Raw genomic sequence first — 15,719 nt, 5'->3', positions numbered from 1 at the left:
CGTACGGATCCCGACCGGGCACAAGGCGCGGCGGAAAACCGATAGGAGTTAAACATGGATACACTGCTCGAGACCATTGACGTCTGCGATGTCGATGGCTTTTGCTTTGGCAACTATACGGACGAGGAGGCCGACACCGGTTGCACCGTAATCGTGGCACCCGAGGGCGCCACCGGCGGTGTTGACGTACGCGGTGGCGCTCCCGCTTCGCGCGAAACCGACCTGCTGCGACCCGAGAACACCGTCGACAAGGTACACGCCGTCTGCCTTTCGGGTGGATCGGCCTTTGGCCTCGAGGCTGCAAGCGGCGTCGCTCGCGAGCTTGAGAGCCGCGGCATCGGCCTTCCCGTCGGCCCCACCCAGGTGCCTATCGTGTGCTCTAGCTGTATCTTCGACCTTGCCTTTGGCGACCCCACCGTTCGCCCCGACATTGAGGCCGGCATCGCCGCCGTGCGCGAAGCGCTCGACCACACCCCCGCCACGCTCGAGCAGGGCAATGTGGGCGCCGGCACCGGCGCCACTGTAGGCAAGCTCATGGGGCCTGCCACCTGCATGAAGGCCGGCCTTGGCGCTGCCGCCGTGGCGCTCGGCCCTGTTAAGGTGGGCGCCGTGGTCTCGGTCAACGCCTGCGGCAACGTTGTCGACCCCTTCACCGGCGAGTGGGTCGCCGGCATGCGCGCCGCAGCCGATAGCGACCAAATCGTCGACATGGAACTCGCAGCCTTTGCCGCCGCCGGATCCATGCAGATGCCGCTCGACCGCACCAACACCACCATCAGCTGCATCGTCACCAACGTGGAACTCACTAAGGCACAAGCCACCAAGGTCTCCCAGATGGCCGCAGACGCCTACGCACACGCCATCCGTCCCACGCACACCACCAACGATGGCGACACCATCTACACCCTCGCCAGCGGCAAACTAGACGCTCAGACAAGCGCCGCCGTTCCCCTAGACCTACTGGGCATGCTCGCCGTAAGGGCCCTACAGACCGCCATCGTAAACGGAGCCAAAACCGCCAAAACCTCCCACGGCATCCCCGGCGCCGCGAAGTAACCCCACTCGACCGTCGGTCGGAGGCGGGCGGGCATTACGTTTGCTGCTCTACAGTCCTATGCAAGACGAAGGCCACATTAAGTGGCCTTCTTTGCATGCGGAACTCGCGACAAACGTAATGCCCGCCCGTCTCCGACCGACTACCAACTAATATTTTTTCAGCCCAGGCCCCTGTGTACCGCGCGTCGAAGATCTTCAAATTCAGGCAGCCTGACAATCGATTCTTATAGCAGAGGCCCCTTGGCCTTTAGTTTGATACAAGTTCCGCACGAGCCGGAAAGCACTTAATGTGCTTTCCGTGCGAGCAGGACTGTTCGCGGTAGCAAACTAAAGGCCAAGGGGCCCAGTCAACCTATCAGCAGCGATTACTCAACAGTTAGTTGAATTTGAAGATCTTAGAGGCAAGACGGTATAGGCCGAGTGTGGTTTTGTCTCCGGCCCGTCCGCGCAGATTGGTGAAGAACCCGACCACGCCGTAGCGGGCACGACGATACATGCGCTCGTCGTAGGCCTTCAAATCATTCCACAGCGTCTTTAGGCGCTCGTCGGCGCAATCTTCCTCGGAAAGCTTAGTGAGCACTGAGCAGATCGCCATCATCATGGTGAAGTAGCCCATCATGTACGAGCGCAGACGAGACGACTCAACATCGCTGTACAGGTGGTACGACTCCATCATGATACGCGTAACACGGAACTGCTGGTCCAGACGCTTGACCATCGTTGCCTCGTTGACGCTCTGGCCCTCGCGACCGATAAAGTAGCGATAGAGGTCGATGTCGGCATAGTACATGGTCTTGCAACGCGGCAGCGGCACGTAGGCGTAGATGTTGTCCACATAGAACGTGTGCGGCGGCATGGGAAGGTTGGACTCGCGCAACACATCCGTGCGATAGCACAGGCTGTGCATGAGTAGGTTCTGGTCCAGGCGGAAATGACCGATCTGATCCCAGGAAAAGATCTTCTTGCGCGGCAGGGCAAATTTGTAGCCAATAGCGGTATGCGTGCCCTCGTAAACCTTCTCGTACACGTAGTTCGAGATAAACAGGTCAACGCGCTGGTCACGCTCTTCAAAGCCACGCAGAATCGACAGCATAGTCGAAAGAGCCGCAGCGTCGAGCCAGTCATCCGAGTCGACAACCTTGTAGTAGGTGCCCTGTGCCTCGCGCAGACCCGAAAGGACGGCAATACCGTGGCCACCGTTCTCCTGGTGTACCGCGCGAATGATACCGGGATAACGTGCCTCCCACTCGTCGGCCTTGGCGGCCGTCTCGTCCTTGGAGCCGTCGTCCACCACGATAATCTCGATATCGGTGGCGTAATTGCTCCCCTCCAAGATGGAGGTGATGCAATGGTCCATATCCTTAGCGGCATTATACGAGGGAATACCGAATGTTATGACTTTATGCATGGCAGGCGATAATCTCATCCGAAAGATCGAGGGCGGAATTGGTCACGGCGTCCATATCATAGTAACGATACTCGGCCAGACGACCCACCGGGTGGAAGTTCGTCAGGTTCTGGACGCGCTCAAGATAGCGCTCATAGAGCTCACGGTTCTCGGGCTCAAGAATAGCGTAGTACGGCGTCTCGCCCGAGCCGGGCGTATAGGCCTTGGAGTACTCCTTCATGATGGTGGTCTTGCCGGGCAGAACCTGACCGGTCATGTTCTTGAACTCGGTGATACGCGTGTAGTCCTCGCTCGTGGTGTAGTTGACGGTGCCCACGGGCTGGAACTGGTCCATATCGAGCGTCTCGAACTTCATATCGAGCGTGCGGTACGGCAACGCACCCAAGTCGAGGTTGAACAGCTCGTCGAGTGGACCGGTGTAGACGATCTCGCCACCATAGACCTTGCCGTCGATCTTGACGGTGGTCTCGTCGATCTCAAAGAGATCGCGGGCGTCCACGTCGCAGAACACGTCGATCAGGTCGTGGTCGAGCATGTGCTCAAAGAGCGCCGTGTAGCCCTCCTGCGGCATGCCCTGGAAGGGAGCTTGCGGGAAGTAGCGGTCATCATCACCCACAAAGACGGGAACGCGGCCGGTGATCGAGGGGTCGATCTGATCGGGCGTCTGGCCCCACTGCTTCATGGTGTAATGCAAAAAGACGTTCTCGTAGACGTAATCGGCGACCTCGGCCAAGTCGGGGTCGTTCTTCTTACGAAGCTCCATAATGGGCACCTTGACATCCTTGCCAAAGGTCTCCACGAGCTTCTGATACAGCTCCTCGCCGCGCTCGTCACCAAAGGCGAGCTTGAGACTCGCATGGTTGAAGGGCACGGGCATAAGGGTACCGTTGATGTTGGCGAGCACCTTGTGCTGATAATCCGTCCACTTGGTAAAGCGCGACAGGAAATTGTGCACGCGCTCGTTAAAGGTGTGATAGATATGCGGACCGTACTCGTGGATCAGGATTCCGGCCTCGTCAGTGCAGTCATAGGCATTGCCCGCAATGTGGCTACGGCGCTCCAAAACGGCAACACGATAGCCGATGGTCTCGGCAAGACGGCGGGCGCAAACGGCACCGGCATATCCAGCACCGACGACAATCATGTCGTACGCGCCGGCGTTAAAGCCTTCAGGCAGGCCTGAGGTAATCTGCATCGATACTCCTTGTCAAAAGCCACGGGCTCATTAGCTGGGCTTTTCTCGAACATTCTTCGAGACATATTTATCAGAGCGATTATAGCGCTAATGCGTCCTATAATGAGCTTGCCACACAAGGAAAGCTCAAGCACAGCGGCGAACATAATTGAAAGGTAGACCCGCTAGCAGCGGGTTTATTCGTGAACAGCCGGGCGCCTGGAGCTTAGCGAAACGCTTGTAAGGAGTAACATGAGCGATTTCCTAAACCGTATGAAGTCTGCCGCCAAGGCCGACCTTAAGACGATCGTCCTGCCCGAGGGCGAGGATCCGCGCACTATCGTCGCGGCCACCAAAATCATCGAGGAGGGCCTGGCAAAGATCGTCATCCTGGGCAACCCCGACGAGATCAACGTTCCCGGCGCCACCGTCATCGACCCGCGCAATGCCGAGAAGCACGAGGAGTACGCGCAGAAGTTTGCCGAGCTCCGCGCCAAGAAGGGCGTCACCATCGAGCAGGCTCGCGCCCAAGTGATGGACGCCACCTACTTTGGCACCATGATGGTCAAGATGGGCGATGCCGACGGCCTGGTCTCCGGCGCCTGCCACTCCACCGCTGACACCTTGCGCCCCGCGCTGCAGATCCTCAAGACCGCCCCGGGCACCAAGCTGGTCTCGGCCTTCTTCGTGATGTGCACCGACACCCCGCAGTTCGGCACCGACGGCACGCTGATCTTCGCCGACTGCGGCCTCAACATCAACCCGTCCTCCGACGAGCTCTCCGAGATCGCCATCGCCTCCGCTCACTCCTGGTCCACCTTCATGGGCAATGTTGAGCCGCACGTGGCCATGCTCTCCTACTCCACCATGGGCTCCGCCGGCGGCGAGGTCGCCAAGAAGGTCCAAGAGGCCGTGAAGTTCTGCAAGGAGAAGGCTCCCGAACTCGCCATCGATGGCGACCTGCAGCTCGACGCCGCTATCGTCCCCACCGTCGCCCAGCTCAAGGCTCCCGGCTCCTCTGTCGCCGGCAAGGCCAACGTGCTCGTATTCCCCGACCTCGAGGCCGGCAACATCGGCTACAAGCTGGTCCAGCGCTTCGCCGGCGCCGACGCCTACGGCCCCATCCTGCAGGGCATCGCCAAGCCGGTCAACGACCTGTCGCGCGGCTGCTCCGCCGATGACATCGTGGGTGTCGTAGCCATCACCGCCGTCCAGGCTCAGATGGCTGAGTAGCGGACATATCCCCTCGGGACCCTACAGGGTAAAGCTCTGAAAACGTCCTCGGACATGCATGAAACCCCCGCTGCGCACTTCGTGCGGCGGGGGTTTCATGCGTCCTGCGGAATATTTTCAGAGCTTTACCCTGTAGGGTCCCTGCCGCCACGTAGCAATCAGGGAATCCGGGGTGGACGGCGGCTTGGCTACGAGCTGGAGCTGATGATCTGAATGGTCTGGTGCCGTTGCTGGGAGCGCAGGCGTTGCTGGTGATGATCACTTTGGGACTGGAATTTCCGCCTGCTAGTAAAAAGGCCTCCGGAGCTGTTGCTCTGGAGGCCTTTCGTTTACTTGCAAATGCGCGCGTTAGTTGTTCTTGGTCAGGCGCTCGACGTCGTGGGCGATCATGTATTCCTCGTCGGTGGGGATGACCATGACCGTGACGGCGGAACCGGCGGCACTGATGACCTGCGGGCCGTTGCCCACGGCCTCGCGGTTCTTGTTGTTGTCGATGCGTACGCCCAGCCACTCAAAGCAATCGCAGAAGGCCTTGCGGATCGACCAGTCGTTCTCGCCGATACCGGCGGTAAAGGTGATGGTGTCCACGCCCGCCATGGAAGCAATCATAGAGCCGGCCTGCTGCATGGCCTTGTAGGCGAACATATCGAAGGCGAGCAGGCAGCGCTCGTCGCCCTCGGAGGCGCGTGTACGGATGTCGCGGGCGTCGTTGGAGATACCCGAAATGGCAAGCAGGCCGGACTGCTTGTTCATCATGTCGTCGACTTCCTGGTAGCTGTAGCCGCCCTCGCGCTGCAGGTAGCATACGGTAGCCGGGTCAATGGAACCGCAGCGGGTGCCCATCATCAGACCGTCAAGCGGTGTGAGGCCCATCGTGGTGTCGCGGCACACGCCGTCCTCGATGGCGGCGAGCGAAGCGCCGTTGCCCAGATGGCACGAAAGCAGACGGTGGCAGCGCGAGCCCAGGATCTCCTTGGCCATCATCCACTCATAGCGGTGGCTCGTGCCGTGGGCACCGTACTTGCGCACGTGGTACTTATCGCACACGTCCTTGGGCAGCGCGTAGGTGTAGGCGACCTCGGGCATGGTCATGTGGAACGAAGTATCGAAGACGGCGACGTTGGGCAGCTCCGGATACTTCTCGCGGCAATACTCGATTGCTGCGGCCTCGCCGTAATTGTGCAGCGGGGCGAGCGGGGCCACCTCGAGAATCTTAGCCATGACCTCGTCGTCGACAACTGCGGAATCATCGAAGTGCCAGCCGCCCTGAACGATACGATGGCCAATGCCATCAATCGTAAAGTCGGTCTTCTCGAGCTCCTCGAGCACGCGAGCGATAGCAGAGCGATGATCGGGGAAAGGGACCTCCTCGGTCTGCTTGGCGCCACCGTTCTCGGAGTGGCCAAAGATGCCCATGTCCGAACCGATACGTTCGCAGTTGCCCTTGGCGAAAACCTCACGGGTATCGGTATCCAAAAGCTGATATTTAAGGCTTGAGCTACCAGCGTTGACAACAAGTACGTTCATGAGACTCCTTTGCAGTGCAATACGGTCGACGCAGACCCCTTAAGGCGGCCGCATGTTAATAAGAAGTTATCACAACTTGATAAATAGCTATCAGTCATATCGCCCAACGAGCGCAAAAGAGGGGCCGAACGGCGCTCGGTCGTCCAGCCCCTCCCCTCTTGCAATTACTTGCCGTTGACGATGCGCTCGACGTCGGAAGCGATCATGAACTCCTCGTCCGTGGGGATGACGAAAATCTTGACCTTGGAATCCTTGGCAGACAGGCACCAAGCGCCGTCACCACGCAGGGCGTTGCGGGCATGATCCATCTTGACGCCCATAAAGGCCAGACGGTCGGCGACGCCGGCACGAACGGCCGGAGCGTGCTCACCGATGCCAGCGGTGAAGACCAGCGTGTCCATGCCGCACATGGAAGTAGCCATCTCGGCAGCCTTGGCGGCAATCTTGTAGACAAACATGTCGAAGGCGAGCTGAGCATCGGGGTCACCAGCGGCGGCGAGCTCCTCAACGTTGCGGCAGTCGTTGGTCTTGCCGCCGGTCACAGCCAAAAGGCCGGACTTCTTGTTCATCATCTCGTCGACCTCGTCGAAGGTGTAGCCGCCCTCGCGCTGCAGGTAGCACACGGTAGCCGGGTCGATGGAGCCGCAGCGGGTGCCCATCATGACACCGTCGAGCGGCGTCAAGCCCATGGTGGTGTCCATGCACTTGCCGTCCTCGATGGCGCACAGGGAAGCGCCGGAACCGATGTGGCACACGACGACCTTGCGAGCCTCGCCGTTGGTCATCTCGGCAACCTTCTTGGAGATGTAGCGGTAGCTGGTGCCGTGGGCGCCGTACTTGCGGATGTGCAGCTTGTCGCAGACGTCCTTGGGCAGGGCGTAGGTCTTGGCGACCTCGGGCATATTGAAGTGGAAAGCAGTGTCGTAGACCGTAACGTTGGGCAGGTCGGGATACTGCTCGAGGCAGTACTCGATAACGTTGGCCTCGGGGTTGTTGTGCAGCGGGGCGAGCGGAGCGACCTCGCGGATCTTGGCGAGGACGTCCTCGTCGACGAGGGAGGAGTCGCCAAAGTACCAACCGCCCTGAACGATGCGGTGGCCAATGCCCTCGATCTTGACGCCGTTGGCCTCGAGGTCCTTCAGAACGACCTCGATGGCGACCTTGTGGTCAGGGAACTCGATGTTCTCGGTCACCTTCTTGGAACCGTTGGCAGCGTGAGTGAAGGTACCGCCGGTAAAGCAGACGCGCTCGCAGGAGCCCTTTGCGGACACCTTGTGGGACTTGGTATCGATGACCTGATACTTAAGCGTCGAAGATCCTGCGTTGACGACCAGAACGTTCATGTGTCTCCCTACTAACAGGCGGTGTGGCGCCGCCAGGTTACATACGCTTCAATAATAAACCCAAACGCCCTCGCGCTCGGGTTTATTGCGTTGATATATAAGTTATCGGTGTTTGAGCTTCCGTTTCATTGTAAGGAAAAAGCGCCCTCAGATGAGGTTCTCGCCCAAGTTCTTGCCGCCAAGGACGTGCATGTGGAAGTGCATGACGGTCTGGCCGGCGTTGACGCCCTTGTTGGAGATGACGCGGAAACCGTCCTCCAAGCCCTTGACCTTGGCGACCTCCTGGATGGCGTGAGCCATGGCGCCCATGGTCTCGGCAGGCACGTTGTCGGCGATGTCGCTGTAGTGCTTCTTGGGGATCACGAGGGTATGGACCGGCGCCTGGGGGTTGAGGTCGTCGAATGCGATGACCTGGTCGTCCTCATAGACAACGGTCGAGGGGATCTCGTGGTTGGCAATTTTGCAGAAGATGCAATCGCACATGGTTGGTTCCTTTCTCACAGACCAAGGTAATTATATTTGGTCGGGATGGTTAGAACGAGAGGTTGTCGTCGGTGTTGGCGGCTTCGCCGTCGGCGAGCACGTCGTTGCCGTCGACGTCCTTAAGAAGCACCGAGACCTTCTGCTCGGCATCGGACAGGCGGGTGCGCAGACTCTTGAGAAGCTCGACGCCGCGGGTATAGCTCTCGAGCGACTCCTCGAGCTCCATATCACCCGACTCCAAGCTGCGGATGATGAGCTCCAGCTCCTGCGAGGCCTGCTTGTACGTAAGCTGCTCGACCGGGGTCTTCTCTGCCATATCTGTTTCCTTTCCCAAAGGTTTATCACTGTAAAACGCGGTCTATTCGACCGTATTGACCGTTGCCGCAACGTTACCGTCTGCCATGCGCACACGAATGGCGTCGCCGGGCTTAAAGGTCTTGGCGCTCGTGGCCACACCATCATCGCTGTACGCGATGGAATAGCCGCGGGCAAGCACCTTGAGCGGCGACAGGGCATCGAGCGAAGCCGCTGCACGGCCCAGGTCGGACGCGGGTTTGCTGAGCATCGTACGTCCCTGATGCTCCAGACGGGAACTCGCAAGCGTGAGCGCATGGCGCTTGCCATCGAGTCCCGAGGTGCTTGCAGCCAGACGCTCGGGCAGGCGTTCAAAGCTGGATCGGAAAGCCCCGACCGAGCGCGTTATGGCACCGGACAAACGATCGGCCGTCAAGGCAAGCTCTGACTCACGACGCTCGACCATAAACGTCGGATCGTTGAGACACGGGCGGCATGCGGCCGCATCGAGCGCGTCGCCCAAGCGAGCCGTATAGGTATCCCAGGAACGACGGCCACGCTGATCGAGCATCTCCAGGTCGACCTGGGCCGACCCAATCATCGATGCCATCGCGGCACCCAGACGCTGATGGCGCGCCTCGAGCACATCGGCCAACTCCGTCATGGCCGGCGCCACCGATTCGGCCGCCGCCGTGGGCGTGGAGGCGCGGCGGTCGCTCACCATGTCGCAAATCGAGGTATCGGGCTCATGGCCAATGCCGGTCACCACGGGCACAGGGCAAGCCGCCACCGCGCGGGCAAGCTCCTCGTCGTTAAAGGTCATGAGGTCCTCGAAGGAACCGCCACCACGCACGAGCAAAATACAGTCGGGCGCCGGCGTAATGGAAGCGGCACGGCGCAGGCCTTCAATAAGCTCGGCCGGCGCACCCTCGCCTTGAACCTTGGCGCCCACGCAAACGAGCTCGACGAGCGGGTTGCGACGACGCAATGTGCGCTTGACGTCGTCGATTACGGCACCCGAAAGCGAGGTAACGACCGCCACGCGTGAGCAGAACACCGGAATGCGACGTTTGCGCGCTTCGTCCATCAGCCCCTCGCGGCGTAGCTTTTCGGCCAGTTGCGCCACTTGTTGACGCAGCAGGCCCTCCCCCGCCAGCGAGAACGAGCGAGCGACAAAGCTCATGCGGCCCGTGGCCTTATAGAGATTGAAGCTGCCCTTAAAGCTCACCTGCATGCCGTCGCGCAGATCGAAAGTGCGCTTGAGATAGGCGCCCTTCCAGATGATGCAGTCGACGGCCGCCGAGTCGTCCTTGATTTGGAAGTAGCAGTGGCCGCTTCGGGCATTGGGACCACGGAAGCCCGTGACCTCGCCCAGGACGCTCAGCTGCGGAATGGCATCGAGCGCACCGGCAGCGATCTCTACCGCCTGACTCACGCTGAGCTCCTTGCGCTCCTGCTCATCCGAACCGTCGAACTCGGCGGAAACGGCATTGCCGGTCAGATTCCAGCCTGCCACGCAGCCTCCTTTCGTTATCGTGCACAAGGGCTTCGGCCCTGCGCAAATTCAAGTCCAACACATAGTACAGCGCCGCGGGGACACAAATCTCCGCGGCGCCTGTCAAGCCAATTTGTTATCGGTTGGAGTTTCTGTTGTAGCGAGCCATAAGATAGAGCAGCTGAATGATCGACGTGAGCGCTGCGGCAACATAGGTAAGCGCGGCTGCCGTCAGGACCTTCTTGGCACCGTTGACCTGCTTGGAGCTCATACCCGACTGCTCGATATACGCCACGGCGCGGCGGCTGGCATCAATCTCGACCGGCAGCGTAACCAACTGGAACAACACACTAAACGAGAAGAAGATCAGCGCGAGGGTCGTGAGTCCCGCGATGTTCATAAACAGACCCATGAGCAACACGATGGTCCAAGTGTTCTGGGTAAAGTTGACGACCGGCACGAGGACTGTGCGTACCTTCATCATGGCATAACCACTTTGACGCTGGGCGGCATGGCCCGCCTCGTGGCAGGCGACGGCAACGCTTGCGACCGACCCGCCCGAACGGTTGGCATCCGAGAGATACAGGTTATTGTCCTGCGGGTTGTAATGGTCGGTGAGCTCGCCGGCGACACCCTTGATACCCACGGCGTTGCAGCCGTTGGCGTCGAGCATGCGGCGAGCGACCGTGGCGCCCGTGTCGCCGTCCGAGCGAACCTTGGACCAGGTTTTGTATGTCGAGTTGATATAGTTCTGTGCGGCAAGGCCAAGCACCGTGCAGACAAGAACAACCAGCAGGTACAGCGGGTCGATGCCAAAGCCGTATCCATAGTAATAAGGCATGCGAATTCCTCCGAATCGAGTTACACGTTGGAGGCATTTTACCCACTCGCCCAGCCAACGAGACACCATCGATGTTTTGGCATTGCAGCTCTAGAACGACGTTTACAGCGTTTGGTAAAACCGCGTAACTATAGAAGCTCGATTTTGCCGTCCTTCACGGTGAGTCCCATATTGCCGGAAAGCAGATCGTCCAGACGCGAGCCCACAAGCTCAAAGCGCCAGCCTTCGCGCAGGGGGCTCTGCTCGGGGTGCTCAATATAGTCGGCCAGGTCATCGCGCGAGGCGATGACCGAGGTCGCCACGCCCGAGCGCTCGGCAACCAGGCGAATGAGCGCATACATCAGGTCCGTCACGCTCTCCAACTCCGGAGAGATCTGGCGATGCCCGCGCACCATGAGCGGCAGGCGATCGTGCGGGCAGCTTGCGCCACGCTTGATGGCCATGAGCGCACCGTCCACGTCGCGCTCCCCCAACTGATCGGTACCGCGAATGCTACGGAACTCCTCAACGCGCACGGGATTGCGCTTGACGAGCGCAAGCAGCGTGTCGTCGGACATGACCCACTTGCGCGGGATGTTACGGCGCTCGGCGCGGTCCTCGCGCCAGGCGGCGAGCTCGCGCGCGATGCCCAGCTGGTGGCGGCTGCACGAGTTGATGCGCTTGACCTTGCGGAATGCCTCGTGACGGTCGGCGCGATAGTGCGACTCGTCAGCCAGCGGGCGTAGCTCGTCGAGCACCCAGTCCACACGGCCCAGCTCGCGCAGGCGACTCATCATCTCGGTATAGGCGACGATCAAGTACTTGACGTCATCAATCGCGTACTCAATCTGCTTATCGGTCAGCGGGCGACGCGACCAGTCGGTCAGCGACTCGGTCTTGGGCAGCGAGACGCCGCAAAACGTCTGAACAAGCGCGCCATACGAAATCTGCTGGCGCTCGCCCAAAAAGGCAGCGGCGACCTGCGTATCGAAAATCGGTCGTGGCAGCACGCCCACGGTATGGAGCATAACCTCCATATCCTGCGAGCAGGCGTGGAAGACCTTAGTCACGCTCTCGTCGGCCATAAGCTCGGCCAGCGGCGATAGGTCGTCGATTACCAGGGGATCGACCGCTACGCTCTCGGCAGGGGTGGCAATCTGAACCAAACACAGACGCGGATGGAACGTGCGCTCGCGCAAAAACTCGGTATCGACGGCAATCGCGTCGAACTCACGGGCGCGCTGGCAAAAGTCGAGTAGAGCCTGATGTGTGGAAATGTACATATCAACCCATCGAATAAGGTTAGGCCCGAAAAACACGGGTAGGATATCGGCATTGCCTTACAACTATACTCGGTTAGTCACAGAACGGGAACGTAAGTATGCGCTGCCTTATCATCCACAACCCGGCATCGGGCCCCAGCTCAGATGAAATCTTCGCATTCACGCACGCCCTCGCGCAGGGCGGCGACGAGGTCGTGATGCGCTTTATTGGCGATGGCATGGAGCCCGAGGACGCCGTGGCAGACGTGCGCGAATTCGATCGCGTGGTCGTTTCGGGCGGCGACGGCACCGTCTCCAACGTGCTCGACCAGATGCGCGGGTGCGGTGTCCCCACGCTCGTCTTCCCCTCCGGTACAGCCTGCCTGTTCTTCAACAACATCGGCAATGCCCCCGAGGCAGCGGCGCTTGCCAAGGCTTGCCGCGCCGGTCGCACGGTCAAAGTCGACATGGGCGAGCTCTTTTGGCTCGACGAGAACGGCAACGAGAAGCGCCACGGCTTCATCATCATCGCCGGCTCGGGCTTCGACGCCGAGATCATGATGAAGGCCGCCCCCACCAAAAACGACATCGGCGAGATCGCCTACTTCCTCTCTGCACTCGCCACGCCCAACCCTACGGTAGCGCACTTTACCATTGAGCATGACGGCATTGTCGAGGAGCTCGACGGCATCTGCTGCATGGCCGGCAATACCTCGGTCATCCAAAACGACATCAACCTGTTCCCCGACTGCCGCATGAACGATGGCATGGTCGACATTGCAGTCATCGAACCCGTGCGCACCGTGCAGCTGCTGCCTACCGTGATCACCGCTGCGCTTGACCCCGCCGGCAAGGTACTCGGGCGCCCGCAGTTCAAGATCATCCAGACCAAGGAAGCCAAAATCACCTGCACCCCGTCGCTGGGCATGCAGTTCGATGGCGAGATTATCTCCAGCAATTCGGGCGTCTTTGGAGCCCGCGCGCTTCCGCAATGCCTCGACCTCATCGTCGACGAATTCTCCCCGCTCGGAAAATAGGAGGACCCCATGAACGACAATCCCCTGATCGGCTTTATTGTCATCGTCTTGGCCATGCTCGTCGGTTACGCCATCAACGTGATTCACCGCCGAAAGAAGTAAATCCACATTGGTATGATATTCATCCAGTTATCGACTCTCCCGCTGTTTATGCAAATCCTAAACAGCGGGAGAGTTTTCTTTTTGAGCACCGTCTAATGCTTTATTCAGCTACAGTAAATGCAGGGTGCCTTTATTTAACTAAAGCCATAAAATGAGTATTATTATCCGTTCATCGTATATTTCCACACGCTCATCGAGTAAAAGCTGTTGTCGAGTGAATACTCTTTACACTTCCTTTAGGCTAGTAGATGTATTTATTAGCTGAAACTCCGTACGGTTTCGCGGGGTTTCAACAGTTGGGAGGGATTATGAGGTTTACTCATCCTGTCAACACGCTCAAGAAGCTCGGCTGCGGCCTTGCGTTTGGAGCAGCGGCCATCATGGCCATGCCGACTTCGGCACTCGCCTGCACCCAGATCTACATGGGCAGCAAGCTCACGGCAGACGGCAACACGTACTACGGCCGTTCCGAGGACTTCGGTCCGCGCTATGTCAAGCACTTTGGCATTGAGCCCGCACACAAGGACGGCAACGAGTACACCTCGGTCGAGTCCGGTTTTGAGTACAAGTCCAAGGGCGCAACCTACCGCTACACCTTCGTTCGCGACAACCCCTCGCAGTGGGAAGATCGCTACGACGCATATTCCGAGGCAGGCATCAACGAGAAGGGCGTCTCCTGCTCTGCCACGCTGAGCACCTCCTATAACGAGAAGGCCGAAGAGGCCGACCCCATCACCGAGGAGACTGGCATTGGCGAATACAGCTATGCCAGCGTCATCCTGGGCGAGAGCGCCACGGCCCGCGAGGGCGTCGAACTCATCGGCAGCCTGATCGACGAGCAGGGCGTCTGCTCCAACGACCAGATCATCATCGCCGACAGCACCGAGACCTGGTTGTTCGCCGCGCTTTCCGGCCATCAGTGGATTGCTATGAAGCTCGCCGATGACATCGCCTCGCTCAACCCCAACATCGGCAACCTCACCTATAACGTCGACCTCGATGACACCGAGAACTGTCTCCATTCCGAAGGCATCGAGTCCATGCCTAAGGAGAAGGGCTTTGCCGAGTACACCGACGGCAAGTTCGACGTCGCCAAGACCTACGGCGAGGAGATTAGCGAGGCCGGTATGCACCAGTGGTCGCGCTATATCCAGGGTCGTGATTACTTCATGGCTCCGCTTGCCGAGGGCACCGACTACGAGATCGTCAAGGACGAGCGCGAAGAGGCTCGCGCCACGACCGGCGCCCTGGTCCACGAGATGCAGCCGCTGTTCTTCCAGCCCGGCAAGTCCGACTGGAACACCTTTGAGATGATTCGTTCCTTCGCCGCTCGCGGCGAGAATGTCGCCGGCCTCAACGCCAACACCGACGGCGCCTATGCCATCGGCTCCAACCGCAACACCGAGATCCACACCTTCCAGATCCGTCAGGGCATGGACCCCGAGATCGCGACCATTCAGTGGGAGATGCTCTCCAACGCCGAATTCTCCGTCGCCATCCCCTTCTACTCCGCACTGCTCACCGAGGTCAGCCCCTACTTCAGCGATCAGGATGTCTCCTTCGATCACTGCGAAGAGGAAGACGTCGTGAACAACGAGGAGCCCAAGAACTCCATCAACTACGTCCTCATGGACATCAACACGCTCGCCTATGAGAACCGCGACCACTGCGCCACCGGCGTCCGCGCCTATCTCGACGCCCTGCAGAAGGAACTCATCGAGCAGAACCTGACCGTCGACGAGGCCATGCAGGCCGAAGAAGGCACCGAGGCCCGTACCGCCCTGGCCAACAAGGCCGGCAAGGCTGCAACCAAGAACACCTATGTTAAGTGCAAGGCCATGCTCGAGGAGATGCGCGACTACCTCAAGGAGGGCGATTTCTCCGAGGAGTTCGTCCCGAGCGACTACGATGCCGACAACGACTGCCTGGTCGAATCCATCACCTACGCCGACGAGGCCCTTTCCGATGAGGACGTGACCGAGCCAGAGGCCGAAGAGGAAGAGGTCACCGAGGAGAAGTCCGAGGGCAACAACATGGCCGCCATGGCCGTTGGCGCCGTCGTCATCATCGGTGTCTGCGTCTACGTGATCTATCGTCGCAAGAAGGCCTAAGACCCTCATGTCCTAGCTGAGCGGGCGGGGCACATGAGTCACCTCGCCCGCTTAACCCGCCTTTTGACCGGCGGGAAACCCGCTTGAAATCTTTTCAAAAAAGATTTCCCCGCACACACTTTGCTGTGCTATAGTGCAGCGCAACAGCAACAAGGTGCGACCGCGCCACGGCATCACGAAAGGAGCCACCAAGATGAAGAACACGATGAAGTCTCTCAACAACTGGTGGTGGCGTGATGCGAATACGATCGGTCGACAGTGAGTCCCTCACGCCTGTTTTTGCGCTCTAGGTGATTGGAAGGCCTCCGGTTTCGACCGGGGGCCTTTTTCTATCTCGAGCCCGATCGCATTCGCATCACGCGCCTCCGCTTTTC

Annotated in this window: 13 protein-coding genes; 4 read left to right on the top strand and 9 right to left on the bottom strand. The window is 59.6% G+C overall.

Features of this window, described 5'->3' with window-relative positions; all coding sequences use genetic code 11:
- The first annotated feature begins 54 nt into the window (after positions 1 to 54).
- The gene (locus AB5767_RS02370; protein WP_368131403.1) at positions 55 to 1,056 is read left to right on the top strand and encodes a P1 family peptidase; all 1,002 of its coding nucleotides are present in this window, start codon (positions 55 to 57) and stop codon (positions 1,054 to 1,056) included.
- 376 nt (positions 1,057 to 1,432) lie between these two features.
- On the opposite strand, the gene AB5767_RS02365 is transcribed toward AB5767_RS02370, so the two are convergent.
- Complete coding sequence (locus AB5767_RS02365; protein ID WP_195361191.1) at positions 1,433 to 2,464, bottom strand: glycosyltransferase family 2 protein; 1,032 nt, start codon at positions 2,462 to 2,464, stop codon at positions 1,433 to 1,435.
- The gene (gene glf, locus AB5767_RS02360) at positions 2,457 to 3,659 is read right to left on the bottom strand and encodes a UDP-galactopyranose mutase (protein ID WP_195361192.1); all 1,203 of its coding nucleotides are present in this window, start codon (positions 3,657 to 3,659) and stop codon (positions 2,457 to 2,459) included. The genes AB5767_RS02365 and glf overlap by 8 nt, the downstream gene beginning before the upstream one ends.
- A gap of 231 nt (positions 3,660 to 3,890) precedes the next feature.
- Here glf and pta point away from each other — a divergent pair, with 231 nt between their 5' ends.
- The gene (pta, locus tag AB5767_RS02355) at positions 3,891 to 4,871 is read left to right on the top strand and encodes a phosphate acetyltransferase (protein ID WP_006234296.1); all 981 of its coding nucleotides are present in this window, start codon (positions 3,891 to 3,893) and stop codon (positions 4,869 to 4,871) included.
- A 348-nt stretch (positions 4,872 to 5,219) separates the two neighbouring features.
- On the opposite strand, the gene AB5767_RS02350 is transcribed toward pta, so the two are convergent.
- The 7 genes from AB5767_RS02350 to rnd all read right to left on the bottom strand — a co-directional run bounded on the left by AB5767_RS02350 (position 5,220) and on the right by rnd (position 12,116).
- Positions 5,220 to 6,398, bottom strand: coding sequence for an acetate/propionate family kinase (locus tag AB5767_RS02350; RefSeq protein WP_117820680.1), 1,179 nt, complete (start codon positions 6,396 to 6,398; stop codon positions 5,220 to 5,222).
- Between the two features lie 164 nt (positions 6,399 to 6,562).
- A complete protein-coding gene (locus AB5767_RS02345; protein WP_055309796.1) occupies positions 6,563 to 7,741 on the bottom strand; it encodes an acetate/propionate family kinase in 1,179 nt (392 codons plus the stop codon).
- A 147-nt stretch (positions 7,742 to 7,888) separates the two neighbouring features.
- Positions 7,889 to 8,224: a histidine triad nucleotide-binding protein gene (locus AB5767_RS02340; protein ID WP_022094103.1), complete on the bottom strand. Its 336-nt coding sequence runs from the start codon at positions 8,222 to 8,224 to the stop codon at positions 7,889 to 7,891.
- Positions 8,225 to 8,273: 49 nt separating this feature from the next.
- Positions 8,274 to 8,540: an exodeoxyribonuclease VII small subunit gene (xseB, locus tag AB5767_RS02335; protein ID WP_006234311.1), complete on the bottom strand. Its 267-nt coding sequence runs from the start codon at positions 8,538 to 8,540 to the stop codon at positions 8,274 to 8,276.
- Positions 8,541 to 8,582: 42 nt separating this feature from the next.
- Positions 8,583 to 10,034 carry an exodeoxyribonuclease VII large subunit gene (xseA, locus tag AB5767_RS02330; RefSeq protein WP_438265964.1) on the bottom strand — a complete coding sequence of 484 codons (1,452 nt, stop codon included), beginning with the start codon at positions 10,032 to 10,034 and terminating at the stop codon, positions 8,583 to 8,585.
- 115 nt (positions 10,035 to 10,149) lie between these two features.
- Positions 10,150 to 10,854 (bottom strand): zinc metallopeptidase, encoded by a 705-nt coding sequence (locus tag AB5767_RS02325; protein WP_368132809.1) that lies wholly within the window; start codon positions 10,852 to 10,854, stop codon positions 10,150 to 10,152.
- Positions 10,855 to 10,982: 128 nt separating this feature from the next.
- On the bottom strand, positions 10,983 to 12,116 hold the full coding sequence (gene rnd / locus AB5767_RS02320; RefSeq protein WP_006234315.1) for a ribonuclease D: 1,134 nt from the start codon (positions 12,114 to 12,116) through the stop codon (positions 10,983 to 10,985).
- 98 nt (positions 12,117 to 12,214) lie between these two features.
- Here rnd and AB5767_RS02315 point away from each other — a divergent pair, with 98 nt between their 5' ends.
- Entirely contained in the window at positions 12,215 to 13,132 is a 918-nt protein-coding gene (locus AB5767_RS02315; RefSeq protein WP_006234316.1) for a diacylglycerol/lipid kinase family protein, read from the top strand.
- 410 nt (positions 13,133 to 13,542) lie between these two features.
- Entirely contained in the window at positions 13,543 to 15,345 is a 1,803-nt protein-coding gene (locus AB5767_RS02310) for a C69 family dipeptidase (RefSeq protein WP_055309790.1), read from the top strand.
- Positions 15,346 to 15,719: the final 374 nt, after the last annotated feature.

Origin of the sequence: Collinsella aerofaciens (genome assembly GCF_040926265.1) — a bacterium.
Classification (GTDB): Bacteria; Actinomycetota; Coriobacteriia; order Coriobacteriales; family Coriobacteriaceae; genus Collinsella; species Collinsella aerofaciens_BB.
The sequence above is the reverse complement of the archived record's forward strand: the minus strand, read 5'-3'. Positions and strand labels throughout refer to the sequence as shown.

Bases quoted from the DNA above. Each gene is read 5' to 3' on its own strand.
- AB5767_RS02370 (WP_368131403.1), top strand. From the start codon at position 55: ATGGATACACTGCTCGAGACCATTGACGTCTGCGATGTCGATGGCTTT.
- AB5767_RS02365 (WP_195361191.1), bottom strand. From the start codon at position 2,464: ATGCATAAAGTCATAACATTCGGTATTCCCTCGTATAATGCCGCTAAG.
- glf (WP_195361192.1), bottom strand. From the start codon at position 3,659: ATGCAGATTACCTCAGGCCTGCCTGAAGGCTTTAACGCCGGCGCGTAC.
- pta (WP_006234296.1), top strand. From the start codon at position 3,891: ATGAGCGATTTCCTAAACCGTATGAAGTCTGCCGCCAAGGCCGACCTT.
- AB5767_RS02350 (WP_117820680.1), bottom strand. From the start codon at position 6,398: ATGAACGTACTTGTTGTCAACGCTGGTAGCTCAAGCCTTAAATATCAG.
- AB5767_RS02345 (WP_055309796.1), bottom strand. From the start codon at position 7,741: ATGAACGTTCTGGTCGTCAACGCAGGATCTTCGACGCTTAAGTATCAG.
- AB5767_RS02340 (WP_022094103.1), bottom strand. From the start codon at position 8,224: ATGTGCGATTGCATCTTCTGCAAAATTGCCAACCACGAGATCCCCTCG.
- xseB (WP_006234311.1), bottom strand. From the start codon at position 8,540: ATGGCAGAGAAGACCCCGGTCGAGCAGCTTACGTACAAGCAGGCCTCG.
- AB5767_RS02325 (WP_368132809.1), bottom strand. From the start codon at position 10,854: ATGCCTTATTACTATGGATACGGCTTTGGCATCGACCCGCTGTACCTG.
- rnd (WP_006234315.1), bottom strand. From the start codon at position 12,116: ATGTACATTTCCACACATCAGGCTCTACTCGACTTTTGCCAGCGCGCC.
- AB5767_RS02315 (WP_006234316.1), top strand. From the start codon at position 12,215: ATGCGCTGCCTTATCATCCACAACCCGGCATCGGGCCCCAGCTCAGAT.
- AB5767_RS02310 (WP_055309790.1), top strand. From the start codon at position 13,543: ATGAGGTTTACTCATCCTGTCAACACGCTCAAGAAGCTCGGCTGCGGC.